General features: G+C 68.7%; 21 protein-coding genes. 13 read left to right on the top strand and 8 right to left on the bottom strand.

Going from position 1 to position 22,017, the window contains the following annotated elements; translation table 11 throughout:
- The first annotated feature begins 114 nt into the window (after positions 1 to 114).
- From DYE07_RS05390 to truA, 3 genes are all read left to right on the top strand, one after another.
- A complete protein-coding gene (locus DYE07_RS05390) occupies positions 115 to 1,134 on the top strand; it encodes a DNA-directed RNA polymerase subunit alpha (RefSeq protein ID WP_115296513.1) in 1,020 nt (339 codons plus the stop codon).
- Between the two features lie 78 nt (positions 1,135 to 1,212).
- Positions 1,213 to 1,728, top strand: a complete 516-nt coding sequence (gene rplQ, locus DYE07_RS05385; protein ID WP_062258623.1) for a 50S ribosomal protein L17 — start codon at positions 1,213 to 1,215, stop codon at positions 1,726 to 1,728.
- 90 nt (positions 1,729 to 1,818) lie between these two features.
- A complete protein-coding gene (gene truA / locus DYE07_RS05380; protein ID WP_115297084.1) occupies positions 1,819 to 2,667 on the top strand; it encodes a tRNA pseudouridine(38-40) synthase TruA in 849 nt (282 codons plus the stop codon).
- A gap of 135 nt (positions 2,668 to 2,802) precedes the next feature.
- Here truA and DYE07_RS05375 read toward each other — a convergent pair whose 3' ends face one another.
- The gene (locus tag DYE07_RS05375; RefSeq protein ID WP_115296512.1) at positions 2,803 to 3,372 is read right to left on the bottom strand and encodes a helix-turn-helix domain-containing protein; all 570 of its coding nucleotides are present in this window, start codon (positions 3,370 to 3,372) and stop codon (positions 2,803 to 2,805) included.
- 285 nt (positions 3,373 to 3,657) lie between these two features.
- Here DYE07_RS05375 and rplM point away from each other — a divergent pair, with 285 nt between their 5' ends.
- The 4 genes from rplM to DYE07_RS05355 all read left to right on the top strand — a co-directional run bounded on the left by rplM (position 3,658) and on the right by DYE07_RS05355 (position 7,466).
- Complete coding sequence (gene rplM / locus DYE07_RS05370) at positions 3,658 to 4,107, top strand: 50S ribosomal protein L13 (protein WP_006946227.1); 450 nt, start codon at positions 3,658 to 3,660, stop codon at positions 4,105 to 4,107.
- Positions 4,108 to 4,138: 31 nt separating this feature from the next.
- A complete protein-coding gene (gene rpsI / locus DYE07_RS05365; RefSeq protein WP_006946115.1) occupies positions 4,139 to 4,648 on the top strand; it encodes a 30S ribosomal protein S9 in 510 nt (169 codons plus the stop codon).
- A 115-nt stretch (positions 4,649 to 4,763) separates the two neighbouring features.
- Positions 4,764 to 6,119, top strand: a complete 1,356-nt coding sequence (gene glmM / locus DYE07_RS05360; RefSeq protein ID WP_038567134.1) for a phosphoglucosamine mutase — start codon at positions 4,764 to 4,766, stop codon at positions 6,117 to 6,119.
- Between the two features lie 162 nt (positions 6,120 to 6,281).
- Positions 6,282 to 7,466, top strand: coding sequence for an aminotransferase class I/II-fold pyridoxal phosphate-dependent enzyme (locus DYE07_RS05355; RefSeq protein ID WP_115296511.1), 1,185 nt, complete (start codon positions 6,282 to 6,284; stop codon positions 7,464 to 7,466).
- Positions 7,467 to 7,606: 140 nt separating this feature from the next.
- Here the strand turns inward: DYE07_RS05355 and DYE07_RS05350 are convergent, their stop codons facing one another.
- The 3 genes from DYE07_RS05350 to DYE07_RS05340 form a co-directional block, all read right to left on the bottom strand.
- Positions 7,607 to 8,590 carry a malate dehydrogenase gene (locus DYE07_RS05350; protein ID WP_115296510.1) on the bottom strand — a complete coding sequence of 328 codons (984 nt, stop codon included), beginning with the start codon at positions 8,588 to 8,590 and terminating at the stop codon, positions 7,607 to 7,609.
- 222 nt (positions 8,591 to 8,812) lie between these two features.
- The gene (locus DYE07_RS05345) at positions 8,813 to 9,433 is read right to left on the bottom strand and encodes a carbonic anhydrase (RefSeq protein ID WP_006946116.1); all 621 of its coding nucleotides are present in this window, start codon (positions 9,431 to 9,433) and stop codon (positions 8,813 to 8,815) included.
- Between the two features lie 30 nt (positions 9,434 to 9,463).
- Positions 9,464 to 11,197 (bottom strand): fumarate hydratase, encoded by a 1,734-nt coding sequence (locus tag DYE07_RS05340; RefSeq protein ID WP_115296509.1) that lies wholly within the window; start codon positions 11,195 to 11,197, stop codon positions 9,464 to 9,466.
- 267 nt (positions 11,198 to 11,464) lie between these two features.
- On the opposite strand from DYE07_RS05340, the gene DYE07_RS05335 reads away from it, so the two are divergent.
- From DYE07_RS05335 to DYE07_RS05320, 4 genes are read left to right on the top strand one after another with little or no spacing between them, the layout of a single operon-like run.
- On the top strand, positions 11,465 to 12,778 hold the full coding sequence (locus DYE07_RS05335) for an extracellular solute-binding protein (RefSeq protein ID WP_040014836.1): 1,314 nt from the start codon (positions 11,465 to 11,467) through the stop codon (positions 12,776 to 12,778).
- 14 nt (positions 12,779 to 12,792) lie between these two features.
- A complete protein-coding gene (locus tag DYE07_RS05330) occupies positions 12,793 to 13,749 on the top strand; it encodes a carbohydrate ABC transporter permease (protein ID WP_006946255.1) in 957 nt (318 codons plus the stop codon).
- Entirely contained in the window at positions 13,749 to 14,615 is an 867-nt protein-coding gene (locus DYE07_RS05325; RefSeq protein ID WP_006946055.1) for a carbohydrate ABC transporter permease, read from the top strand. The genes DYE07_RS05330 and DYE07_RS05325 overlap by 1 nt, the downstream gene beginning before the upstream one ends.
- Before the next feature lie 27 nt (positions 14,616 to 14,642).
- Complete coding sequence (locus DYE07_RS05320; RefSeq protein ID WP_074045768.1) at positions 14,643 to 15,911, top strand: ABC transporter ATP-binding protein; 1,269 nt, start codon at positions 14,643 to 14,645, stop codon at positions 15,909 to 15,911.
- A 259-nt stretch (positions 15,912 to 16,170) separates the two neighbouring features.
- On the opposite strand, the gene DYE07_RS05315 is transcribed toward DYE07_RS05320, so the two are convergent.
- Complete coding sequence (locus DYE07_RS05315; protein ID WP_115296508.1) at positions 16,171 to 17,103, bottom strand: carbohydrate kinase family protein; 933 nt, start codon at positions 17,101 to 17,103, stop codon at positions 16,171 to 16,173.
- Between the two features lie 53 nt (positions 17,104 to 17,156).
- Positions 17,157 to 18,161: a class II fructose-bisphosphatase gene (gene glpX / locus DYE07_RS05310; RefSeq protein ID WP_006946101.1), complete on the bottom strand. Its 1,005-nt coding sequence runs from the start codon at positions 18,159 to 18,161 to the stop codon at positions 17,157 to 17,159.
- A 188-nt stretch (positions 18,162 to 18,349) separates the two neighbouring features.
- On the opposite strand from glpX, the gene DYE07_RS05305 reads away from it, so the two are divergent.
- Positions 18,350 to 18,910 carry a DUF4245 family protein gene (locus DYE07_RS05305; protein ID WP_082740954.1) on the top strand — a complete coding sequence of 187 codons (561 nt, stop codon included), beginning with the start codon at positions 18,350 to 18,352 and terminating at the stop codon, positions 18,908 to 18,910.
- Between the two features lie 75 nt (positions 18,911 to 18,985).
- On the opposite strand, the gene DYE07_RS05300 is transcribed toward DYE07_RS05305, so the two are convergent.
- Positions 18,986 to 19,327 (bottom strand): exodeoxyribonuclease VII small subunit, encoded by a 342-nt coding sequence (locus DYE07_RS05300; protein WP_115296507.1) that lies wholly within the window; start codon positions 19,325 to 19,327, stop codon positions 18,986 to 18,988.
- A complete protein-coding gene (xseA, locus tag DYE07_RS05295; protein WP_115296506.1) occupies positions 19,324 to 20,757 on the bottom strand; it encodes an exodeoxyribonuclease VII large subunit in 1,434 nt (477 codons plus the stop codon). The genes DYE07_RS05300 and xseA overlap by 4 nt, the downstream gene beginning before the upstream one ends.
- A gap of 164 nt (positions 20,758 to 20,921) precedes the next feature.
- Between xseA and DYE07_RS05290 the strand changes: the two genes are divergently transcribed.
- Positions 20,922 to 21,947 carry a 4-hydroxy-3-methylbut-2-enyl diphosphate reductase gene (locus DYE07_RS05290; protein ID WP_115296505.1) on the top strand — a complete coding sequence of 342 codons (1,026 nt, stop codon included), beginning with the start codon at positions 20,922 to 20,924 and terminating at the stop codon, positions 21,945 to 21,947.
- The last annotated feature ends 70 nt before the right edge of the window (positions 21,948 to 22,017 follow it).

The raw sequence follows: 22,017 nt of genomic DNA, 5'->3' as shown, positions 1-22,017 counted from the left end.
GGCGCCACCTTCCACCTGCCGGTCCGAGAGACAGAGCTCGCACCGGCGCAGGACTCGATTCCTGCTCGTTCACCCGGCGTCAAATAGTGGTCGCCGTAGGAAAGGACAACGAGAGTGCTCATCGCACAGCGCCCCACGCTCTCCGAGGACGTGGTTTCCGAGAGCCGTTCGCGGTTCGTCATCGAGCCCCTGGAGCCGGGTTTCGGCTACACGCTCGGCAACTCGCTCCGCCGCACCCTGCTCTCGAGCATCCCGGGTGCCGCCGTCACCAGCATCCGCATCGACGGCGTCCAGCACGAGTTCTCGACGATCCCCGGCGTCAAGGAAGACGTCACCGAGGTCATCCTCAACATCAAGGGTCTGGTCGTCTCCTCGGAGCACGACGAGCCCGTCGTGATGTACCTGCGCAAGCAGGGCGCGGGTGTCGTCACCGCTGCTGACATCGCGCCCCCGGCCGGTGTCGAGGTGCACAACCCCGACCTCGAGATCGCGACGCTGAACGACAAGGGCAGCATCGAGATGGAGCTGACGGTCGAGCGCGGCCGCGGCTACGTCTCGGCGGCGCTGAACAAGTCGGCGGAGCAGGAGATCGGCCGCATCCCGGTCGACTCCATCTACTCGCCGGTGCTGGCCGTGACCTACAAGGTCGAGGCCACGCGTGTCGAGCAGCGCACCGACTTCGACAAGCTCATCGTCGACGTCGAGACGAAGAACTCGATGGCCCCGCGTGACGCCATGGCTTCGGCCGGCTCCACGCTCGTCGAGCTGTTCGGTCTCGCGCGTGAGCTCAACGTCGAGGCCGAGGGCATCGACATGGGTCCGTCCCCGACCGACGCAGCGCTCGCCGAGGACCTCGCTCTGCCGATCGAGGACCTCGACCTCACCGTCCGCTCCTACAACTGCCTCAAGCGCGAGGGCATCCACACCGTGGGTGAACTCGTGTCCCGCAGCGAGGCCGACCTGCTCGACATTCGCAACTTCGGTTCGAAGTCGATCCACGAGGTCGCCGACAAGCTGCGCGACATGGGCCTTCAGCTGAAGGACAGCCCGCCCGGGTTCGACGCCAGCGTCATCGCCGACCGCTACGACGAGGACTCCGACGGCGCGGACCTCGCCGAGGACGAGCAGTACTGAGCAGCTTTTCGGTACAGCGGTGAGCCTGCTCGCTGAGTTGAGCATTCTCGCAGCTGACCGGTAGACCAAGGAGAAAACATGCCTACCCCCACGAAGGGCGCCCGCGTCGGCGGCAGCCCGTCGCACGAGCGGCTGATCATGGCCAACATGGCCACTCAGCTGTTCACCCACGACCGCGTCACGACGACGGAGGCGAAGGCCAAGCGCCTGCGTCCGTACGCCGAGCGCCTCATCTCGTTCGGCAAGCGCGGCGACCTCGCCTCGCGTCGACGCGTGATGCGCAAGATCTCGGACAAGTCGGCCGTGCACCGTCTCTTCACGGAGATCGCACCCGACATGGCCGAGCGTCCCGGCGGCTACACGCGCATCACCAAGATCGCGCCGCGCAAGGGCGACAACGCCCCCATGGTCGTCATCGAACTGGTTCGCGAGGCCTACTCCGCGAAGCAGTCGACGGTCAAGGAGGCCGAGGCCGCCACGAAGCGCGCGGTCAAGGAAGACGCTGCGGCCGCTCCGGCAGCGGACGTCACGCCCGTGACCCCTGCCGCGACGGAGACGTCCGGCGGTGCCTCGAAGGCTGACGGCGACGCCTGATCGACCTGTCACGCACGATGCCCGCTTCCCCCTCGGGGGAGGCGGGCATCGTCGCGTCCGTGGTCGAGTTCGCGGGATAGGTTGGGCGGCATGCGTTTCAGGATCGACTTCGCCTACGACGGCACCGACTTCTCGGGGTGGGCCCGCCAGCCCGGACGTCGCACTGTCGAGGGAGAACTGACGGGTGCGCTCACGCGCGTCCTGCGCCGCGACGATGTCCGACTGACGGTGGCCGGGCGCACCGACGCCGGCGTCCACGCGCGCGGTGGGGTGTGCCACGGCGACATCGACGCCGACGCGTGGGCTGCGCTGCCGGGGCGAAGCGAGCGTGCGCCCGCCCAGGCGCTCGTCACGCGCCTCAACGGCGTCCTGGCGGGGGACGTCGTCGTCAAGGCCGCCAGTGAGCAGCCCGCGAGTTTCGATGCTCGCTTCTCGGCGCTGAAGCGCCGCTACAGCTATCGCCTGCTCGACGATGCGGCGCGCCTCGACCCGCTTCGCCGGCGCGACACCGTCGTCGTCAAGCGAAACCTGGACGTCGACGCGATGAACGCCGCGTCGGCCCTGCTCGTCGGGTTGCACGACTTCGCGGCCTACTGCAAGCCCCGCGAGGGTGCGACGACGATCCGCACGCTGCTCGACTACGCGTGGACGCGCGAGACGGACGGCGTGCTCACCGCGCGGTTGGAGGCCGACGCGTTCTGCCACTCGATGGTGCGGGCCCTCATCGGCGGCGTCGTGCCGGTGGGGGAGGGGCGTCGCCCGATCGACTGGCCCGCGCAGGTACTGACTGCGGGGCGACGCGACCCGGGCGTCGTCGTCATGCCGCCGCACGGGCTGTGCCTCGAGGAGGTCAGCTACCCGAGTCCCGATCAGTTCGCGGCGCGCGATGCGGCGTCGCGCGTCATGCGTTCGGCGGCTGACCTCGATGGGGCAACCTGAGCCCATCGCGACCGCTGCCTCGACGTCAGCGCGGCGAATACGAGCGGAGTGGCCGGACGCGAGTGTCAGGACGCGTAGATTCGGCCCGTTCGCTCGCATTCATCGGCCGGTCATGGAGCTCGCCTGGGCCGGTGCTCACGTGACGTTCGGCAGCGGCAGCGGGACGACGGTGACGGCGACCCGTCGCGCACCCGGGGTGCCTGCGCCGGCTCGGCGATACCGCGCAAGAAGCGCCTCCATCTCGGAGCGCAGAGCGCTCATCTGCTCCTCGCTCACGAGGACGGGGGAGTCGAACGCGCGGCACTCGTCCTGCCACACGTAGGGCCAGGCGTCCTGCTCGTCGACCCAGGCGTGGGCGCGCTCACTGACGTGCGTGATGAAGTCGTGCTCAAGCCAGCGCGCGTCTTCGGCGTCGGCGTCGTCGAGGAACTCGAGGGCATCGCTGGGATTCGCGTCATCGGTGTCGTCCGATTCGTCGACGAGAGCCCAGACGCGCGTCTTCGCGTTGCCGAGCCCGGTGTCCTCGACCAGGCCTGCGCCCTCGAGCACGCGCACGTGGTAGCTCGTCGCCCCGGTGTGCGTGCCGAGGGCTCGGGCCAGTTCGGCAGACGTCGAACCGCCGTGCAGACGCAGGTGCGCGAGGATGCGCGAACGCATCGGATGGGCGATGACGCGGTAGGGGTCGCTGCCCGCGGCCGTGTTCATGGCCCGAGGCTACCGGAGTCGATGGCGCGACGACGGAGGCGTCCATTTTGCACAATAGTTGTGCGATCGACCCGGAGCGCGTCGATCGACGGGTGTGGCGATCCGTGAAAGACATTGCGGCGCAAGGGGATACGTCATGACTGCACGATTTCGACCGGGTGTGCATCTGCCGTAGACTGGTTGACTGTTGCTTCGTCGCAGCTGGTCGCATGCGGGCTGTCGCCCGGGCGGTGACCGCGCACGAAGTGGCCGCCCATCGTCAACGACAGAACGAAGGGAACGACCGTGCGTACGTTCACCCCCAACCAGGAGTCGGCTCAGGCTGACCGCACCTGGCACGTCATCGACGCCACCGACGTCGTTCTGGGTCGCCTCGCGTCCCAGACTGCATCGCTGCTGCGTGGCAAGCACAAGCCCACGTTTGCGCCGCACATCGACACCGGTGACTTCGTCATCATCATCAACGCCGACAAGGTCGCCCTCACCGGCGCCAAGCTCGAGAAGAAGAAGGCCTACCGTCACTCGGGCTTCCCCGGCGGTCTGACCTCGACCTCCTACACGGAGCTCATGGCGAAGGACCCGGAGAAGGCCGTCGAGAAGGCCGTCCGAGGCATGCTGCCCAAGACGAAGCTGGGCCGCGCCCAGATCGCCAAGCTCAAGGTGTACCGCGGTGCCGAGCACCCGCACGCCGCGCAGCAGCCCAAGCCGTTCGAGATCACCCAGGTCGCGCAGTAATCGCGCGCGCTGCTGAATTCTTAGGAGAACCGTGGCAGACCAGAACGTTGAGCTCGACGTCCTCGAGACGGACGAGCCGCAGCTGACCGAATACACGAGCGAGTCGACCGGCCCCGTCGGCGAGAACGGCGAGGTTCGTCGCCCGTCCGCTTCCGCGCCCGGCGCCGCGACCGGCCGCCGCAAGCAGGCCATCGCCCGCGTCCGCATCGTCCCCGGTACGGGCGAGTGGAAGATCAACGGCCGCACCCTCGAGGAGTACTTCCCGAACAAGGTGCACCAGCAGATCGTCAACGAGCCCCTCACGGTGCTCGAGCTGGACGGTGCGTACGACGTCCTCGTGCGCGTGCACGGCGGTGGCCCCTCGGGCCAGGCCGGTGCCGTTCGCCTCGGCGTCGCCCGTTCGCTGAACGGCGTCGACGAAGAGCTGAACCGTCCGATCCTCAAGAAGGCCGGCTTCCTCACGCGTGACGCACGCGTTCCGGAGCGCAAGAAGGCCGGCCTCAAGAAGGCCCGCAAGGCGTCGCAGTTCAGCAAGCGCTGATCCACGCGCTGCACTGCTCGAATCGCTCCGTATCCGGCCCATGCGCCGGGTGCGGAGCGATTCGCGTACCGCCGCGTATTGTGGAGAGAGATTCCGAAGACCTCAGGAGGGGCACATGGGCCGCATGTTCGGCACTGACGGTGTGCGTGGCGTCGCCAACCAGGACGTCACGGCAGAGCTCGCACTCGGGCTGTCCGTCGCAGCAGCACGGGTACTCGTCGAGGCCGGGGAGGTCTCGGCCGATCACGAGCGTCCTGTCGCCGTCGTCGGACGCGACCCGCGCGCGTCGGGGGAGTTCCTCGGTGCGGCCACCGTCGCCGGGCTCGCGAGCGCGGGCGTCGACGTCTACGACGCGGGCGTGCTGCCGACGCCGGCCATCGCCTACCTGACGGCGACGATGAACGCCGACCTCGGCGCGATGCTGTCGGCCTCGCACAACGCTATGCCAGACAACGGCATCAAGTTCTTCAGCCGCGGCGGCCACAAGCTGCCCGACGCGCTCGAGGACGCGATCGAGGCGCACCTGCACGAGGAGTACGAGCGTCCGACGGGTGCGTCGGTCGGTCGTGTGCATCCCTACGCCGAGGGCGGTGAGAAGTACATCGGTCACCTGCTCGGCGCGCTTCCGCACCGCCTCGAGGGCCTCAAGATCGTCGTCGACTGCGCGCACGGCGCGGCCTCCGTCGTCGGGCCCGAGGTGTTCCGCCGCGCGGGCGCGGACGTCGTCGTCATCGGTGCGACGCCGGACGGGCTCAACATCAACGACGGCTACGGCTCGACGCACCTGGAGAAGCTGCAGGAAGCGGTCGTCGCGAATGGAGCCGACTTCGGTGTGGCCTTCGACGGTGACGCGGACCGCTGCCTCGCCGTCGACGGAACGGGTGAGGTGGTCGACGGTGACCAAATCATGGCGATCCTCGCGCTCGACCTCAAGGAGCGCGGCGTGCTCGCCGAGGACACGCTCGTCGCGACGGTCATGAGCAACCTCGGCATGATCAAGGCGATGGAGCGCGAGGGCATCGCCGTCAAGCAGACCGGTGTCGGCGACCGCTACGTGCTCGAGGAGATGCGCCGCGGGTCGTACTCGCTCGGGGGCGAGCAGTCGGGGCACGTCATCGCACTCGACCACGGCACGACCGGTGACGGCGTGCTCACGGGCCTGCTCCTTGCTGCCCGCGTGGCCTCGAGTGGGCGCTCGCTCGCCCAGCTCGGCGCCGTCATGCAGCGGATGCCGCAGAAGCTCATCAACGTCAAGGGGGTCGACAAGTCGGCCGTCGATTCGCACGACGGCGTGCAGGCCGCTGTGCGCGCCGCCGAGAGCGACCTCGCCGGCGCCGGGCGCGTGCTGCTGCGCAAGTCGGGCACCGAACCGGTCGTGCGCGTCATGGTCGAGGCCGACACCGCCGAACGCGCGCAGGCCGTCGCGACGCACCTCGCCGACGTCGTCAAGCGCGAGCTGTCGATCGACTGAACTGCCGGCTGCGCGCTTTCGTCCTGCGCCCAGATGCACCCGGGTGCATCTGGGCGCAGTCGTGTGCCTCCCAGTCGTGTGGTGGCCCGGCGAGCTGTCGACGGGAGCTGACGGACAGCGCCGACGGCCGTCACGCGTGCGGGGTGTGTCACAGTGGCAGGCATGAGCCTGCCAGCCGCCCAGCCGAGTCGACGCAGCGACGTCGAGCCGTTCCACGTCATGGAGGTGCTCGCCGCGGCAGCGGAACGTCAGCGTACGCACGGCGACGTCATCAGCCTGTGCGCCGGCCAGCCCTCGACGGGCGCGCCGCGCGCAGCCCGGGAGGCGGCTGCCGCGGCGATCGAGGCCGATGCGCTCGGGTACACCGAGACGGTCGGCATCCGGCCGCTGCGTGAGGCGATCGCCGCGTATCACCGCGACCTCGGCGTCGACGACGTGAGTGCTGACGACGTCATCGTCACGACCGGGTCGTCGGGCGCGTTCACGCTGCTGTTCCTCGCTGCGTTCGACGGCGGCGACGAGGTGTGGATGACCCGCCCGGGCTACCCCGCCTACCGCAACACGCTGCGGGCGCTGGGGATGTCCGCCGTGGAGCTCGCGTGCGGCGCCGAGGTGCGCTACCAACCCACCGTCGCGATGCTCGAGGCGGAACGTGTCGCGCGCGGCGCCGCGCCGAAGGGGCTCGTCGTCGCGAGCCCCGCCAACCCGACGGGCACGATCATCGACGCGGACGAACTCGCAGCCATCGCGCGCTGGTGCGACGCGCACGGCGTGCTGCTCGTCAGCGACGAGATCTACCACGGCATCTCGTTCGGGCGCGCGACGTCGAGCGCGTGGCAGACGTCGCGCCAGGGCGCCGTCATCGGTTCGGTGTCGAAGTTCTTCTCCATGACGGGTTGGCGCGTCGGGTGGATGCTCGTGCCCGCGCACCTGCGCCGACGCGTCGCCATTCTCGCCTCGAATCTCACGATCTGCCCGCCGGCCGTGTCACAGCATGCGGCGCTCGCGGCCCTCGGCGAGGCGGCACGCGGTGAGCTGGAGGGGCACGTCGAGACGTACCGGCGCAATCGTGAGTTGGTGCAGCGGCGCCTTCCCGAGATCGGGGTGACGACCTACGCGCCACCGGACGGCGCGTTCTACGCCTGGTGCGACGTCACGCACCTCACCGACGACTCCGTGCGCTGGTGCGCCGACGTGCTCGCCGCGACGGGCGTCGCCATCACCCCCGGGATCGACTTCGACCCCGTCGACGGGCACCGGTTCATGCGGATGAGCCTCGCTGTCGCGAGCGATGAGCTCGACGAGGCGTTCGACCGGATGGTGAGGTTCGTCGGTAGCTCGTCATGACGCTGTGACGTCCTGCGGTGCACCAGTCGTGCCGGCTACGTCAGACGGCGCCGGTCGCTCGGGCCCTACTGTTCGTGGGATGCACGTCGGCGCGTCAGGAACCCCCTGGTCTCCTGACGCGCCGCCGCGAGTCGTTGGGCTCAGATGAGCCCGAGTGCGCGGACGGCGTCGCGCTCGCTCTCGAGCTCGGCGACGCTCGCGTCGATGCGGGCGCGGCTGAACTCGTCGATCGTGAGGTCGGGAACGATCCGCCAGGCGCGCTCGGTGACGGTGACGGGGAAGCTCGACACGAGCCCCTCGGGCACGCCGTAGGAGCCGTCCGACGGCACGGCCATGGCGACGATCCGGTCGGTGCCGAGAGCCCAGTCGCGGGCGTGATCGATCGTCGCGCTCGCGGCGCTCGCCGCTGACGACGCGCCTCGGGCGTCGATGATCGCGGCGCCGCGCTTCGCGACCGTCGGGATGAAGACGTCGTTGAGCCAGGCGTCATCGCCCACCTCGAGGCGCGCGGCACGGCCATGGATCGTCGCGTGCGTGACGTCCGGGTACTGCGTGGCGCTGTGGTTGCCCCAGATGATGACGTCGTGGATGTCGGTGACGCTCGCACCCGTCTTCGCGGCGAGCTGCGCGACGGCGCGGTTCTGGTCGAGGCGCGTCAGCGCGCTGAAGCGTTCGTTCGGGATGTCACGTGCCGCATGCATCGCGATGAGGCAGTTCGTGTTCGCCGGGTTGCCGGTGACGGTGACCTGCACTTCATCGGCGGCAGCGTCGTTGAGCGCCTCTCCCTGCGGGCCGAAGATGTGGCCGTTGACCTCGAGCAGGTCGCCGCGCTCCATGCCCGGCCCGCGCGGCTTCGCGCCGACGAGCAGCGCGTGACTGACGCCGTCGAACATGCGGCGCGCGTCGGAGCCGGTCTCCGTGCCTGCGAGCATTGGGAACGCGCAGTCCTGCAGCTCCATGACGGTGCCCTCCAGCTTGCGGAGCGCTTCGTCGACCTCGAGCAGGCGCAGCTCTACGGGCTGGTCGGGGCCGAGCAGTTCACCCGCGGCGATGCGGAAGAGGAGGCTGTAACCGATGGCGCCAGCGGCTCCGCTGACGGCAACGCGAACGGCGGGCTTGGGCATGACGGCTCATTTCGTCGGCGGGTTCCCGGACAAGACGTCGGGTCACCACTGACGGTAGGCCGAGCCGGCCCGCCGCGTCAGGGCCGAACGTCCCTGCGGGCCCTCCCGAGGCCCCGGAGTGTGCGAGTGGCCCGGGAGGGGCGCACAGCAGCCTGTGCGTGCCGCGACATCAGGCGTGCCGCCACCCGCTGGGGATGGCGGCATGGCGACAACGGCGGACGATCAGGCCGTGATGTCACCCAGGGTGCCGACGACGTGCGCCTCGCCCTCACCGATGTCGTAGTGCACGGCGACGACGGCGAGCCGGCCGGCGTCGATGCGATCACGGATCAGCTGACTGCGCTGGGGGAGGAGCTCGCTCGTCGCCCGGGCATGCTCGGCCTCGAACTGCTCGCCGGTCGTCAGCCCGTGCTTGCGCCCGTGCAGGATCGACGGCATGACGCGCTCGATGATCGTGTGGAGGTACCCCGGCGGCATGTCGCCGGTCTCCTCGGCGGCGAGCGTCGCGTTGATGGCGCCGCAGCTCTTGTGCGCGAGCACGACGACGAGCGGTGCGCGCAGCACCTCGGTGCCGAACTCGATCGAGCCGAGCACGCTGGGGTCAAGCACGTGGCCCGCGGTGCGCACGACGAACAGATCGCCGAGGCCCTGGTCGAAGATCATCTCGGCCGGCACGCGGGAGTCGCCGCACCCGAAGATGACGGCCTGGGGTGCCTGCCCGGCGACGAGCTCGCGCCGGCGCTCGCCGTCACTGTGCGGGCGCTGCGTCGTGCCGGAGACGAAGCGTCGGTTGCCCTCGACGAGGGTGTCCCAGGCCTGCTGCGGCGTGAGGGTGCTGCTCATGGTGGCTCCTTGGTGATGACGTCGGCGCCGTCAGCTCAGGCCGGGGCGGGTGGTGATGGTCATGGCGGTGGGCTTCGCCGTGGCGGCGAAGAAGTCGTTGCCCTTGTCGTCGACGACGATGAACGCGGGGAAGTTCTCGACCTCGATCTTCCACACGGCCTCCATGCCGAGCTCAGGGTATTCGAGCACCTCGACCTTCTTGATGCAGTCGAGGGCGAGACGCGCGGCCGGGCCGCCGATCGAGCCGAGGTAGAACCCGCCGTACTCCTGGCAGGCCTCCGTCACCTGGGCGCTGCGGTTGCCCTTGGCGAGCATCACCATCGAGCCGCCGGCGGCCTGGAACTGCTTGACGTACGAATCCATGCGCCCGGCCGTCGTCGGCCCGAACGAACCGGACGCCATGCCCTCCGGCGTCTTCGCGGGGCCTGCGTAGTAGACCGGGTGGTCCTTGAGGTACTGCGGCATCTCCTCGCCGGCGTCGAGGCGCTCCTTGATCTTCGCGTGCGCGATGTCGCGCGCGACGACGAGCGTCCCCGTCAGCGAAAGGCGAGTCTTGACGGGATGCTTGCTCAGCTCGGCGCGGATCTCGTCCATCGGGCGGCTCAGGTCGATGTCGACGGCGGCGCCCTTGCCGGTCGAGCCCGCGCCGGTTGCCTCGTCGCCGCTCTCGATGAGGTGCGCCTCGGTGACGTCGGGCAGGAACTGCGCCGGGTCGGTCTCGAGCTGCTCGATGAACACGCCCTCGCGCGTGATCTTGCCGAGCACCTGACGGTCGGCCGAGCAGCTGACGGCGATCGCGACGGGCAGCGACGCGCCGTGGCGCGGGAGGCGGACGACGCGCACGTCGTGACAGAAGTACTTGCCGCCGAACTGCGCGCCGATGCCGAAGTTGCGCGTCAGTTCGAGGATCTGCTCCTCGAGCTCCGGGTCGCGGAAGCCGTGGCCGGTGGCGGCGTCACCGGACGTCGGCAGCTCGTCGAGGTACTTCGCGCTCGCGTACTTCGCGGTCTTGAGCGCGAACTCGGCGCTCGTGCCGCCGATGACGACGGCGAGGTGGTACGGCGGGCACGCGGCGGTGCCGAGGCTGCGCAGCTTCTCGTCGAGGAACTCGAGCATGCGCTTGGGGTTGAGGATAGCCTTCGTCTCCTGGTACAGGAACGACTTGTTGGCGCTGCCGCCGTCCTTGGCCATGAAGAGGAACTTGTAGGTGGTCTCGTGGCCCGGCTGGCTGTCGGCGTAGATCTCGATCTGCGCGGGCAGGTTCGAGCCGGTGTTCTTCTCGTCCCACATCGTCAGCGGCGCCATCTGGCTGTAGCGCAGATTGAGTTTCGTGTACGCGTCGTAGACGCCCTCCGCGAGCGACGCCTCGTCGGGAGCGGGGTCGTGCTCGTCACGCGCGACGAGCACCTGCGAACCCTTCTTGCCCATGACGATCGCCGTGCCCGTGTCCTGACACATGGGCAGGACGCCCGCCGCCGCGATGTTCGCGTTCTTGAGCAGGTCGAGCGCGACGAACTTGTCGTTGTTGCTCGCCTCGGGGTCGTCGAGGATCTTGCGCAGCTGCGCGAGGTGAGACGTACGCAGATAGTGCGCGATGTCGTGCATCGCGGTGGCCGACAACGTCTCCAGGGCCGAGGGGTCGACCTCGAGGAAGGTACGCCCGCCGGGGCCCTCGAGCGTGCGCACCCCGTCGCTCGTCAGCTTGCGGTAGGTGGTCGTGTCCTCGCCGGTGGGCAGCAGGTCGGAGTACGCGAAATCAGCCATGCGTGGAGACTATCGGAGCGCGACGCGGCTGCGGCCCGACGAGCCGGCGGCGCCGCCGTCAGGGCATGCGCGGGTGGGGTGTGAATGCTGACGAAAATCGCAGATGTGGACGCAGATCGCAGGCGGGGAGGGCGAACGTAGCACCCCTGATCGCGCGATCGTGTAACGGCTCAATAACCGTTTGGTCTCCATGGCGGCGCGGGTATGGCGCCCATCACAGCGTGCGTGGATGATGAGTTGTCGATTAACAAGGATGGAGCGGTGTTCATGAACACATCCAAGTCACGCAGGCGAGTGGCTGCCGCAGCATCGATGGCGATGCTCGCGACGACCGCGCTCGCCGGGTGCGGTGGCGACAGCGGGGGCGGCACGCCCACGCTGACCTGGTACATCAACCCGGACGTCGGCAACTCCGACGCCTCCAAGGGTGGCCAGGCCACACTCGCCGCGAACTGCACGAAGGCCTCCGGCGGCAAGTACAAGATCAAGGTCGAGCTGCTGCCGAACTCGGCCTCCGACCAGCGCACGCAGCTGCTGCGTCGCCTCGCCGCGGGCGACAGCTCGATGGACCTCATGAGCACCGACCCGGCGTTCGTCACCGAGTTCGCTGCTGCGGGCTACCTCGCGCCCGTGCCGGAGTCGATGCAGAAGAACTTCACGGAGGACCGCGTCCAGAGCTCCATCGACGCCTCGATGTACAAGGGCAAGCTGACGTCCGTGCCGTTCTGGGCGAACACGCAGCTGCTCTGGTACAAGAAGTCGGTCGCGCAGAAGGCCGGTCTCGACATGAGCAAGCCGGTGACGTGGGATCAGGTCATCGACGCCGCGAAGAAGACGAAGACGAACGTCGGCGTCCAGGGCAAGCTCTACGAGGGCTACGCCGTGTGGATCAACGCGCTCGTCGCGGGCGGCGGCGGCAAGATCGTCGAGGACCCGAGTGCGACGTACGAGAACATCAAGCTCGGCCTCGACTCGGACGCCGGCAAGAAGGCCGCGTCGATCATCAACAAGGTCGCGACGTCGGGCGTCGGCGGCCCCGCGATCGGTTCGTCCGACGAGACGGCGTCGCTGACGCTGTTCCAGTCGCCGAGCGGCGGTTTCCTCGTCAACTGGCCCTACTCCTACGGTGCCATCCAGAAGGCCGCGCCGAAGGTGGCCGAGGACGTGGCGGCCGCGGTCTACCCGCGCACCGACGCCTCGCACGACGCCGCGCCTCCGTTCGGTGGTATCCAGCTCGCCGTCGGCAAGAACTCGAAGCACACCGACCTCGCCTACCAGGCGGCGGAGTGCATCACGAACGAGAAGAACACGACGGCGTACATGGTTGCCTCGGGCAACCCGAGCAGCCGCAAGGCCTCGTACGACTCGGCGGACGTCAAGAAGGCCTTCCCGAACGGGATCGCCGCCCAGATCCGCACCTCGCTGGACAAGGCCGTGCCGCGTCCGCTCTCGCCCTACTGGGGCGACATCTCCGGGGCTCTGCAGCAGCAGTTCTCGCCGCCGTCGAAGGTGACGCCGAACACTCCGGCCGAGGCCCAGAAGTTCATCCTCGACGTCCTGAAGGGGAAGGCCCTGCTGTGAGTACCGCTGCATCCATGGAGAAGAGTGCGGCCACCGGTGTCGCAACGGGGGCGAAGCGCAAGAAGGCGCCGCTCTCCGATCGCGCACGCGCCGAGCGCAACCTCGGGTGGAAGCTCGCGGGGCCGGCGTTCGTCGTCATGTGTCTCGTGACGCTGTACCCGATCCTCAACGCGCTGTACCTGTCGTTCTTCAAGTACCGCCTCACCGACCCGGCGGGCAAGAAGTTCGTGTGGTTCCAGAACTACGCCTCCGCGCTCAAGGACTCGCTGTTCTGGAACGCCATGGGCACGACGCTCATCATCACGATCGTCACGGTCGTCGTCGAGCTGATCCTCGGCTTCGCCATCGCGATGCTCATGAACAAGATCGTCATGCCACGACGCACGCTGCGCACCGTCGTCCTGCTGCCGTACGCGATCATCACGGTCGTCTCCGCGTTCGCGTGGAAGTTCGGCTTCGACGTCAGCACCGGCTTCGTCAACCACTGGCTGCACACCCTGACGTTCGGCTCGTTCCCGCTCGACTACGACTGGTTCGGTCAGCGGGGCAGCTCGCTGTTCGTCATCTGCCTGTCGGAGATCTGGAAGACGACGCCGTTCATGTCACTGCTGCTGCTGACGGGCCTCGCACAGGTCGACTCCTCGATGGAGGAGGCCGCCAAGGTCGACGGCGCCACCTGGTGGCAGCGCCTCACGAAGGTGATCCTGCCGAACATGAAGGCCGCCATCATGGTCGCCCTGCTGTTCCGCACGCTCGACGCCTTCCGCATCTTCGACAACCCGTACGTCATGACCGGCGGCGCCAATGACACGACGAGCCTTTCGATGCTCGTCTCCCGTGAGGCGATCGATCGCGTGGAGATCGGCATGGGCTCCGCCCTCGCCGTCATCCTCTTCCTCTGCGTGCTCATCATCGCGGCGATCTTCGTCAAGGGCTTCAAGGTCGACCTCGCTGCCGGGAGGAACAACTGATGGAAACCAACGTCTCGAACAAGGCCAAGTGGGGGATGTTCGGTTTCGCCATCCCCGTCATGATCTGGACGCTGCTGCCGCTCGTGTGGATCTTCGCGCTGTCGCTCAAGAGCGACGCCGCCCTCACGGACACGACGGGCAAGGAGAACAGCTTCGGCAACTTCTTCCCGACGCACCCGAGCTGGGACAACTACGAGTTGATCCTCAAGGGCGGGGCGTCCGACCTGTTCATGCCGGCGCTGTGGCACTCGATCGTGGTGTCGCTGCTCGCCACGCTGATCTCTGTCATCCTCGCGACGTTCTGCGCCTACGCGATCGCCCGCCTCGACTTCCCGGGCAAGAAGATGATCCTGACGATGGCGCTCGCCGTCTCGTTCTTCCCCGTCATCGCGATGGTGACGCCGCTGTTCAACATGTGGCGTCAGATCGGGCTGTTCGACACGATCCCCGGCCTCGTCATCCCGTACCTCGCGCTGACGCTGCCGCTGGCGATCTGGACACTGTCCGCGTTCTTCCAGCAGATCCCGTGGGAGATGGAGCAGGCCGCCCAGGTCGACGGTGCGACGTCGTGGCAGGCGTTCCGCAAGGTCATCGCGCCGCTCGCCGGCCCGGGTGTCTTCACGACGGCCATCATCACGTTCTTCACGGCGTGGAACGACTTCGTGTTCGCCATCTCGCTGACGTCGGGCAACGCCCGCACGGTGCCCGCCGCGCTGAGCTTCTTCACCGGCGCCAGCCAGTTCACGCAGCCGACGGGCGCCATCGCCGCGGCCGCCGTCATCGTGACGATCCCCGTCATCATCCTCGTCCTGATCTTCCAGCGTCGGATCGTCTCCGGCCTCACCTCCGGCGCCGTCAAGGGCTGACGCCCGCCTCTTTAGGAGAGACACCTCATGTCCAGCATCCAGCTCAAGAACATCGTCAAGAAGTACGGCGACGGATTCCCGGCCGTCAACGACGTCAGCCTCGACATCGCCGACGGCGAGTTCATGATCCTCGTCGGCCCGTCCGGCTGCGGTAAGTCGACGCTGCTGCGCATGGTCGTCGGCCTCGAGGACATCACCTCCGGTGACCTCGAGATCAACGGCACGCGCGTCAACGACCTCGCACCGCGCGACCGCAACCTCGCGATGGTGTTCCAGAACTACGCCCTCTACCCGCACCTGACGGTGTTCGAGAACATCGCGTTCCCGCTGCGGCTCAACAAGGGCAAGGTGAGCGATGACGAGATCCAGCGCAAGGTGCGCGAGGCGAGCAAGATGCTCGAACTCGACGAGCACCTCGAGCGCAAGCCCGGCAACCTCTCCGGTGGTCAGCGTCAGCGTGTCGCGATGGGCCGCGCGATCGTCCGCGACGCCGACGCGTTCCTGTTCGACGAGCCGCTGTCGAACCTCGACGCCAAGCTGCGCGGGCAGATGCGGACGGAGATCGCGCGCATGCAGCGTCGCCTCGGCATCACGACGATCTACGTCACGCACGACCAGACCGAGGCCATGACGCTCGGTGACCGCGTCGCCGTGCTGAAGAAGGGCGTGCTGCAGCAGTGCGCGAGCCCGCGCGAGCTGTACGAACAGCCCGCCAACCTCTTCGTCGCGGGCTTCATCGGCTCGCCGCCGATGAACTTCGTACCCGCACGCGTCGAGGGCACCACGCTGCGCCTGCCGTTCGCGACCGTGCCGATGACGGAGCAGCTTGCCCGCGACGTCGCGGGCAAGGACATCGTCATCGTCGGCATCCGCCCCGAGTACATCAAGGACGCCGAGGTCAACCCGGTCTCCGGTGGTGCGACGTTCAAGGCCGTCGTCGACCAGACGGAGTGGCTCGGCAACGAGCAGTACGCCTACATCCCGTTCGAGCAGGACCCGGCCGCGAAGCAGCACCTCGACGCGCTCGAGAAGGACCTCGACGGTGAAGGCGCTCGCAGCCAGCTCGTCGTCAACCTCGACGCTCGCTCGCAGATCTTCGAGGGCGACGAGGTCGAGTTCGCGTTCGACCCGGCACACATGCACGTGTTCGACCCGGAATCGGGCCACAACTACACGCGCAACGAGGAGAAGGCCACCCAGATCGCGGCGAACTCGGAGAAGCAGCGCAAGGCCGCGCTGCAGCGTGCCAAGGAGCGTGACGCCCGCGGCGCCATCTCCGGAGGAACGGACGTCTGAGCGTTGATGTGAGCCTCATGCTTGGGTTCACCCCGAGCATCGGTTGAGGTCACGCTCCAGTAGAGGTCGAGGGCCCGCATCGGTGACGATGCGGGCCCTCGTGCTGTGTTCGTGCGGCATCCGAATACTGCGCGGTGGGGCTGCGTTGCAAGGACGCTGCCCTCGCAAGGACGGTGCTCGGCATGGCTGTGCTGTGTCGCCGTCGGGCCGTGGTTGTGCGCCGGGTGCACTGGCGCAAGCGTCGAGACCTGGTGCGAGCTCAGAGGCCGGCGATCTCTTCACGCGTGGGCGGGTTCGAGCCGGCGCGCGTCACCGTCGTCGAGGATGTGGCGATGGCGCGCACGAGGGCGGGGCGCACGTCGTCCTCGCGGGCGTGCGCGAGGCGCTGACGGGCCTCGACACCGCCGAGCAGCCCGAGGTCGAGCAGCCCCGAGATGAGCCCTGACATGAACGAGTCGCCGGCGCCGACGGTGTCGGCGACCTCGACGGAGCGCCCGGCCACCTCGAAGGTGCCGCTCTCGGCGAGGCGGACGTGCGCTCCGTCACCGCCGCGGGTGATGATGACGAGTCGCGGCCCGAGGCCGGCCCACAACTCGGCGATCTCCTCGACGCTGCGGCCCGGGTAGAGCCACTGCGCGTCCTCGTCGGAGGACTTGATGACATCGACGTACCCGCAGAACTGCTCGACGCGCTCGCGCTCGTCGTCGGGGCTGCCCATGAGGGAGGGGCGCACGTTCGGGTCGAACGACGTCGTCGCGGACGCGTGAGCGGCCTTCAAAGCCTCGAAGACCGACGCGGAGCCCGGGGTGAGCGAGGCGCCGATCGAGCCGGTGTGGACGTGCGCGACATCCGTCGGCAGGCCCGTGACCGCCGGCCAGTCGATGGCGAAGTCGTACGTCGCGGCGCCGTCGTCATCGAGGTGGGCCTGAGCTGTCGACGTGGCGTCGAGGTCGAAGCTCGCGACCGTCAGCTCGACGCCCTCGTCGGTGAGCAGGCGCTGGATGCGGTGACCCCGCTCGTCCTCACCGAGGTGCGTGGCGAGGACGGCGGGGTGGCCGAGGCGCGACAGCCCGACCGCAACGTTGAGCGGGCTGCCACCGACGTGTTCCGCGCTCTCGCCGTCGCGAGGATGGACGACGTCGATGAGGGCCTCACCGATGACGAGCGTGGTGGCGGTGTTGGGCTGGGTCATGCGTCGGCTCCTGGCGTCTCGTCGCCGCGGCCGGCGTCATGCGCTGCCCCGACTTACTGGTACTGCTCCGAAGCGTATTCAGCCACCTTGCTCAGGCGGTGCTCGGCCTCGATGGTTCGTACGGTACCGCTCTTGCTGCGCATGACGAGCGAGCTCGTCGTGCAGCCGTTCTCGCGGTAGCGCACACCCTTGAGCAGTTCACCGTCGGTGATGCCCGTCGCGACGAAGAAGCAGTTGTCGCCGCGGACGAGATCGTTCGTCGTCAGCACACGATTGACGTCGTGGCCCGCGTCGAGCGCGCGCTGCTTCTCCTCGTCGTCCTTCGGCGCAAGACGGCCCTGGATGACGCCGCCGATGCACTTGATCGCGCACGCGGTGATGATGCCCTCAGGCGTGCCGCCGATGCCGAGCAACAGGTCGACACCCGTGTTGGGGCGGGCGGCCATGATGGCACCGGCGACGTCACCGTCGGAGATGAACTTGATGCGCGCGCCGGCGTCACGGATCTCCTGCGCGAGCGGCTCGTGGCGCGGGCGATCGAGCAGCACGACCGTGACGCCGTTGTTCGTCGTGTTCTTGGCCTTCGCGATGCGGCGGATGTTCTCGGCGACGGGCAGGCGGATGTCGACGACGTCTGCGGCCTCGGGGCCGGTGACGAGCTTGTCCATGTAGAACACGGCACTCGGGTCGTACATCGAGCCGCGCTCGCTGACGGCGAGGACGGAGACGGCGTTCGGCATGCCCTTCGCCGTCAGCGTCGTGCCGTCGATCGGGTCGACGGCGACGTCGACGTCGGGGCCCGTGCCGTCGCCCACCTGCTCACCGTTGAACAGCATCGGGGCCTCGTCCTTCTCGCCCTCGCCGATGACGACGGTGCCGTTCATGCTCACCGTCGAGATGAGGGTGCGCATCGCCTCGACGGCGGCGCCGTCCGCGAGGTTCTTCTCGCCACGACCCACCCAGGGGCCGGCGGCCATGGCGGCTGACTCGGTGACGCGCACGAGTTCGAGCGCCAGGTTGCGGTCGGGGATCTGGTAGGTGGGCAGCTTCGATGTCACGGTCGGTGTCTCCTCGATGTCGCACTGGTGTGGCGGCTGGCTCCCGCGGTGCTCGAGGCGGCGTGGCCGGGGCGGCGGGCCGCCCCGGTTTCCGCTGACGCAGGTGCGTCGGCGAACATGGGGGAGTGAGTACCCCGCACGAGAAGGCCACGACCACCGAGCCGACACAGCCTGCGTCAGCGCCGGCCATGCCCCCGCCCCCTCCGCCGAAGCGGCGCGGGATGCAGGGAAACGCCAAGAGCATGGTCCTGTCCATGATCGCTTGTATCGCCGGCTGTTTGGTGATTTTGGCCCTCATTCCTCGTCAGGGGGCCACGAAACTGCCCACCGTGCAGGCGTCACAGATCGCGCGCGAGGTGTCGTCGACGAAGCACTGGGACGTCGCCGTCGCCGACGGGCTCGGTTCGCCGTGGCGTGCCGTCAACGTCGCGATCGTGCCGGGCGACAAGGATCACGCGGAGCGTTGGCGCGCGGGCTATCAGGGTGACGGTGAGGACTACGTCTCGATCCAGCAGCGCAAGGACGGCGGCGCAGCTTGGATCAAGGACGTCGCATCCGGCTCTGATGCCGGCAGCGTCGACCTCGGGGGCGTGAGCTGGCGCAAGGTCGAGATGCAGTCGGGCCAGAAGGGGCTCGTGCGCTCGCAGCCGCTCGCCGGGCTCGACACCGTCGTCACCGGCAAGGGCTCGTGGGCCCAGTTGCAGCAGATCGCCGCGGCGGCCAAGCCGTACAGCCAGATCGCGAAGTGAGCCAACGCGAGCGTCGGGAACGCTGAACTCGGACCCGCTGAGGCCGGGCGTGCGCAGTGTCAGATGCGCGGCGCGTCAGGCTCCTTCGCTGCCGTTCTCTCGGCGCGCGACGGCTTCTTCGATGCGCGACTGTGCCCCGTCGAGCCACCGCGTGCAGTGATCGGCGAGGGCCTCGCCGCGCTCCCACAGCCGCATGCTCTCCTCGAGCGGCGCGCGACCACCTTCGAGCGTCGTGACGATCTGGGCGAGCTCGTCGCGAGCCTGTTCGTAACCCATGCTCGCGATGTCGGCGTTCGCGGCGTCGGGCGCGCTCGCGGGCACGGTGCCAGGGGTGCCGGCCTGGGCGGCATCGGTCGAGTCGTGGTTCATGACGTCGTCGGACGCCTCGTTCGCGGGTGCCTCGTGAGTGTCGCTCATGCGTCGTCCTCGGTGGTCTCGGATCGGGTGGTGGGCGTCGCATCGTCAGCCGTCGCCGGTGCATTCTTCTTCTTGGTCTTCGGGGCATCGGACGCGCGGCCCTGCGTCGCCTTCTTAGACGATGCAGCCGTGCGCGCCTTCGTTGTCGCCGGCGTCCCCGCTCGGCGCGTCCGGGGTTTGCCGCTATAGGGCGTGACGGCGAAGTTGCCCTGCGACACGGTCACCTTGAGGATGTCGTCGACGCTGACGTCGTCACGGGCCATGACGAGGGAGCCGTCGGCGTGCTGGACGACGGCGTACCCGCGGTCGAGGGTCTTCTGCGGGGACAGGGCGATCACCTGGGCGCGCCCGTGAGCGATCTGGTCGCGCGCGCGGGTGAGACGCTGCCGCATCGCGTAGGCGCTGCGGTTCGTGAGGCGGTCGACCTCGTCGCGTTGCTGGGTGACGAGGGTGCCCGGTTCGCGCAGCACGGGCCGCCCGACGAGGGAGTCGAGGTGGCGCCGTTCGGCGGCGAAGCGGCCGCGCAGGCCTTGGCTGAGCCGCGTGCGGTGTTGCGCGAGGGCGGTCTGTTCGGCGGCCAGATCCGGTACGACGAGCTTGGCGGCGTCCGTCGGGGTCGAGGCGCGTCGGTCGGCGACGTGATCGAGCAGCGGCGTGTCGACGTCGTGCCCGATGGCGCTGACGACGGGCGTACGCGCGGCGCTGACGGCGCGCACGAGCGTCTCGTTGCTGAACCCGAGCAGGTCCTCGAAGGAGCCGCCGCCGCGCGCGATGACGATGACGTCGACGTGGTCGAGACCGTCGAGTTCGCGCAGGGCGCCGCTGACGGCGGTGACGCAGTCGGGGCCCTGGACGGGAACGTGGCGGATCTCGAAGTGGGCGGCCGGCCAGCGGCGTCGCGCGTTCTCGACGACGTCGTTCTCGGCTGCGCCCTCACGCCCGGTGATGAGCCCGATGACGCGGGGCAGGAACGGCAGCGGCCGTTTGCGGTCGGGGGCGAACAGGCCCTCTGCGGCGAGCGTGCGCTTGAGCTGTTCGAGGCGCAGGAGCAGTTCGCCCTCGCCGACGGGCCGCATCGTGCGGCCCTCCATCATGAGGCTGCCGCGCTTCGTCCAGAACGTCGGTTTGGCGTGCACGACGACGCGCGCCCCTTCACGAACCGCGGGGCCCATCGCGTTGAGCGTGTTCGTCGGAACGGTGAGGGAGAGGGACATGTCGACGTCGGCGTCCCGCAGCGTCAAATACGCCGTGCGGGCGCGGATGTTGAGTTGCACGATCTGCCCCTCGACCCACAGCGGCGACATGCGATCGACGTACTGCGCGATCTTCATGCTGAGCACGCGCACCGGCCACGGCTGCTCGGCGGTCGTGTCGCCCGCGAGGGCCGGAAGGCCCGCCGGCGTGCCCGTGCCTGGGGGTGTGCTCGTCACGGGGCAACTCTACGGGGGCGAGGCGCCACGCTCGGGTGCGAAGGACGAATGCGGCGGTGAGGTGCGCTCTGCGGGAGCGAACAGTCTGCGGCGCTCGCGTTCGCGACCCCACGACGCGTGATGCCGCTCCCACTCGCTCGGCCTCGGAGGCCGTGGTCGTTACGATGGTGGGCGTGGATACCCAGACGAAGCGAGTTCTCCTGGCCGCGCCGCGCGGATACTGCGCGGGCGTGGATCGGGCCGTCATCACCGTCGAGAAGGCTCTCGACCTCTACGGCCCGCCGGTGTACGTGCGCAAGGAGATCGTCCACAACAAGCATGTCGTGACGACGCTCGAGAAACGCGGCGCGATCTTCGTCGACGAGACCGACCAGGTGCCTGAGGGCGCGACCGTCATCTTCTCTGCGCACGGGGTCGCTCCCGTCGTTCACGAGGAGGCGAAGGCGTTGAGCCTCAAGACGATCGACGCCACATGCCCGCTCGTCACGAAGGTGCACCGCGAGGCCACGCGCTTCGCGAGCCAGGACTACGACATCCTGCTCATCGGGCACGAGGGGCACGAGGAGGTCGTCGGCACTGCGGGTGAGGCGCCCGAGCACATCACGCTCGTCGACGGGCCCGACGATGTCGTCAACGTCGAGGTGCGCGACCCGGAGCGCGTCGTGTGGTTGTCGCAGACGACGCTGAGCGTCGACGAGACGATGGAGACGGTGCGCCGGTTGCGCGAGAAGTTTCCGCACCTGCAGGATCCGCCGAGCGACGACATCTGCTATGCGACGCAGAACCGTCAGCTCGCCGTCAAGCAGATGGCGCCCGAGTGCGACCTCATGATCGTCGTCGGCTCGCGCAACTCGTCGAACTCGGTCCGTCTCGTCGAGGTGGCGCTGGAGCACGGTTCGCGCGCCGGGCACCTCGTGGACTACGCCGATGAGCTCGACGAGGCATGGCTCGACGGGGTCACGACCGTCGGTGTGACCTCGGGGGCATCGGTGCCGGAGATCCTCGTGCGGGGCGTGCTCGACTACCTCGCCGCCCGCGGCTATGAGGACGTCAAGCCGATCGTCGCCGCCGAGGAGAGCCTGCTGTTCGCGCTGCCCAACGAACTGCGCCGTGACCTCAAGGCGCGCGGCATGTCCGACTCGATGCGCGGCGGCGAGCAGGTCGTTCAGGGCGCCGACTCGCTTCACTGAGACATGCCGCCACGCTGACGCGTGCGGGCGCCGGGCCCTCGCTCCGTGTCGGAGCGGGGGCCTTCGACAT

This window comes from Dermacoccus nishinomiyaensis, assembly GCF_900447535.1.
Classification (GTDB): domain Bacteria; phylum Actinomycetota; class Actinomycetes; order Actinomycetales; family Dermatophilaceae; genus Dermacoccus; species Dermacoccus nishinomiyaensis.
Note: the sequence above shows the minus strand (reverse complement) of the source record. Positions and strands in the feature narration are given on the sequence as shown.